Origin of the sequence: Brevundimonas sp. (assembly GCF_016463485.1) — a bacterium.
Lineage (GTDB): Bacteria > Pseudomonadota > Alphaproteobacteria > Caulobacterales > Caulobacteraceae > Brevundimonas.
In genome coordinates this window covers 1-3195 of the sequence record NZ_JAEMRD010000225.1, presented here as the reverse complement: position 1 = coordinate 3195, position 3195 = coordinate 1, and the positions used below count along the sequence as shown (strand labels likewise).

3 protein-coding genes are annotated in these 3195 nt (G+C 65.5%); 2 read left to right on the top strand and 1 reads right to left on the bottom strand.

Translation table 11 applies throughout. The features are described from left to right. Positions 1-67: 67 nt before the first annotated feature. The gene (locus JHC99_RS18185) at positions 68-1870 is read right to left on the bottom strand and encodes a long-chain-acyl-CoA synthetase (RefSeq protein ID WP_292156093.1); all 1803 of its coding nucleotides are present in this window, start codon (positions 1868-1870) and stop codon (positions 68-70) included. Between the two features lie 235 nt (positions 1871-2105). Here JHC99_RS18185 and JHC99_RS18180 point away from each other — a divergent pair, with 235 nt between their 5' ends. Together JHC99_RS18180 and JHC99_RS18175 are read left to right on the top strand one after the other, a co-directional pair. Next, positions 2106-2582, top strand: a complete 477-nt coding sequence (locus JHC99_RS18180; RefSeq protein ID WP_292156092.1) for a hypothetical protein — start codon at positions 2106-2108, stop codon at positions 2580-2582. Positions 2583-2733: 151 nt separating this feature from the next. Continuing rightward, a partial coding sequence (locus JHC99_RS18175) for a hypothetical protein (RefSeq protein ID WP_292156091.1) occupies positions 2734-3195 on the top strand: 462 nt, incomplete at its 3' end.

The window sequence follows — 3195 nt, the reverse complement described above, 5'->3', positions numbered from 1 at the left end:
GCCGCCCCCACCCGATCGCTTCGCGATCTGCCCTCCCCCGAGGGGGAGGGAGAGGGCGGCAATTGGATTACAGCCGGAACGCGCCCGAGACGATTTCCTCGTACCCGGCGGGCGTCAGCTTCTGATAGCCGGCCTTGCCGCCGCGGACGTAGACGGTCCCATCGACCCTGGCCGGATCGAAGCCGTCCGTGACGAGATCGACCTTGCGATACTTGAACGTGCCCGTGGTCTCCAGCGTCTTGGCGATGCGCACGAACACCGGCCGGGCATAGGGGGGCAGGTGTTCAGCGGCATAGGCATTGAAGCTGGTGGCGTTGAACCGGCCGCCGTCCAGCAACAGGGTGACCATCCCGGCCTTCCCCTCCTGGCCGGGGACGGGAACGCCATAGGAAATGACCTCCTTGACGCCCGGTGCCTCGGTCAGGCGCTGCTCGACCTCGGAGGTCGAGACGTTCTCGCCCTTCCAGCGGAACGTGTCGCCGATCCGGTCGATGAAGTAGAAATAGCCCTCCGAATCCTGACGCATCAGGTCGCCGGTGCGGAACCAGCGATCGCCGCGAGCGAAGGCGTCGGTCAGGATCTTCTTCTCCGACGCGGCCTTGTCGGCATAGCCGGAAAAGTCGTGACGGATGTCGTTGGCGATGGCCCCGATGGCCTCGCCGATCTCGCCGACGCGGGCCTCCTGGACCAGGCCGTTGTTGCCGCGCACGACCTCGTCGGTGTCGACGTCGAAGCGGGCCAGACGGATGTTGATCTGCTTCTTCAGGAATTTGGGCACCCGCCCGATCGCGCCCGCCTTGCCGTCGAAATTGAACAGCGAGACATTGCCCTCGGTCGAGCCGTAGAATTCCAGAATGCGGGGGATGGCGAACCGGGACTGGAAGTCGGTCCAGACATCGGGGCGCAGGCCGTTGCCGTAGGCGAGGGTCAACTTGTGGGCCCGCTCGTCGTCATGCGGCGGGCAGTTGACCAGGTAGCGGCACAGTTCGCCGATATAGACGAACATCGTCGCCTGCGACGTCTTCACGTCGCTCCAGAAATGGGTCGCCGAGAACCGCTTCCTCAGGATCAGACGGCCGCCGTTCAGCAGGGCAGGGCCCACCCCGACCAGACCGCCGGTCGAGTGGTACAGCGGCAGGACGTTGTAGATCCGGTCCTCCGGCCCCGACTTCGTGCAGCCGGCGAAGGCGCGCATATAGGTGCGGGCGCGCGAGTGCGGGATGCGTGCGGCCTTGGGCAGGCCGGTGGTGCCCGACGTATAGATATACAGGGCCGTGTCGCGGTTGCTCAGGCCGGCGCGCACCGTCTTGGGCGGCCGTACCGACGAGCCGCTGCGTACCGCATTGTCGAGATTTCGTCGCTCCGACGCCTCGTCCTCGGTCTTCAGGCCGACGACCCAGAGCAGCATGGTGCGGGTGACGTGGGCGCGCGCGGTCTCGACCTGTTTCCAGGTGTCCTCGTCGGCGACGACCTGGGCCACATTGACGATGTTCAGGCAGTGGGCCAGCGCCTGACCCGACAGGTTGGTGTTGATCAGAGCCGTGGCGATCCCGACCTTGGAGAAGCCGATCCAGGCGGCCAGGTATTCGGCGCGGTTGGTCATGACCAGGCCGATCACGTCCGAGCGACGCAGGTTCCGGCCCCGCGCCCAGGTCGCATAGCGGTTGGCGAGGGCGTCGAGCTCGCGATAGGTCAGCGACCGATGCTCGTCCTCGACCGCGACATTGTCGCCGAATTTGTCGACGGCTTCCTCGAAGTCGTCACAGACCAGGACGTCGCTGTCGAGCTGGATCGGCTTGATGCGATTGAGCAGCGCGCGCAGGCCGAGGGCGAACTTGAGGTCGCGCCGAATGTTCGCTGCGAGACCCATGGTTGTCGTCACTCCTGATACGTCGCCTTGCGGCTGTGATGGGACATCCGTCGGGTCCGGGTCAACTCGCGTCGTCGGGACTTGCCGTCACAGGACGGATTTCAGCCCCGGCGTGGCGCCGTTGCGCCGGTGACGCGGCGTCAGGAAGCGTGGCCTTGAAGGAGACGGTCCGGCGCGCATAGGATCGCCGCCAACCGATGTTCGGGCTGGCCGACGCGGATGGGGACCCGATGCGATGCGAAACCTGATCCTGACTGCCCTTGTCGCGGGCATGACCGTACTGGGAGCCGGTGCCGTCTCGGCCCAGGACTATGACAGCGACACCAACTACGGCGAGCTCAACCTGTCGGCCGGCTTCACCCCCGACCCCGCCCTGCTCAGCCTGCAAGCCGGCGGCTATGTCGATGCCGACGACCGATTCGACGGCTGCACCGGCTACATCACCGAAAGTCCCGACGTCCGTCTGTTCTGGAGCGGTAGCTCAAAGGGCGCGCCGAACATCAAGATCTCGGCCATATCGAACGCGGACACGACCATCATCGTCAACGGCCCGGACGGGCGGTGGTATTGCGATGACGACTCTGGCGAGGACTCGAACCCGGTGGTGGAACTGACGCCGATGAACGGCCGCTATGAAATCTGGGTCGGCACCTATTCCGAAGGTGAGACCAAACGCGCGGTTCTGTCGATCTCGGAAGTCACCAGCTTCTAAGGTGAAACGGTCGTCTTCTCGAGTATAGACTGCCGCGATCGGCAAGTGTCACGATTGTGGCGCGAAAGGTGTTTCTTCGCGTCATGGTCGATTTGACGGAACCACGATCGATCGGGGTGGTTTTTGTGATCTAAGTTTCTGGAGGATCACGATGACCTACACCTATACTCAAGACACTCTGGCCCCTGTTTCGGTGGAGCAGGATGCCGTCTTCACGCCGTCCTACGCGCGCCGCCCGGTCAAGCAGAAGAAGCTGAAGACATGGATGGTGCTGGCCCCCATCGGTGCCCTGGCTCTGATCGGTGGTGCGGCGACGATGCTGCTGACCGGTGGTGACGAGGCCCAACCGTTGGCCGAGCCCGCCCCGGCTGCCGTGACATCGACGCCGCTGGCTCCGGTGACCGTCAGCCCGCCGCTGAGCTCGACGCCCGTGGCCACGCCCGCTCCGGTGGCGGTGGCTCCGGCCCCGGTGGTGCGTGAAGCCGCGCCCGTTCGCCGCGCCGCGCCCGTGACCCGTTCTGCGCCGGCGGCTGACATCTCGCCCGCCCCGAGCGTCCAGGCCCCGGCCGAACCCACTGGACCACTCAATGTTGTGAAGAGCACCACGGCGGTT

Excerpts from the sequence above, each read along its gene's own strand:
- JHC99_RS18185 (WP_292156093.1), bottom strand. The coding sequence starts at position 1,870 with ATGGGTCTCGCAGCGAACATTCGGCGCGACCTCAAGTTCGCCCTCGGC.
- JHC99_RS18180 (WP_292156092.1), top strand. The coding sequence starts at position 2,106 with ATGCGAAACCTGATCCTGACTGCCCTTGTCGCGGGCATGACCGTACTG.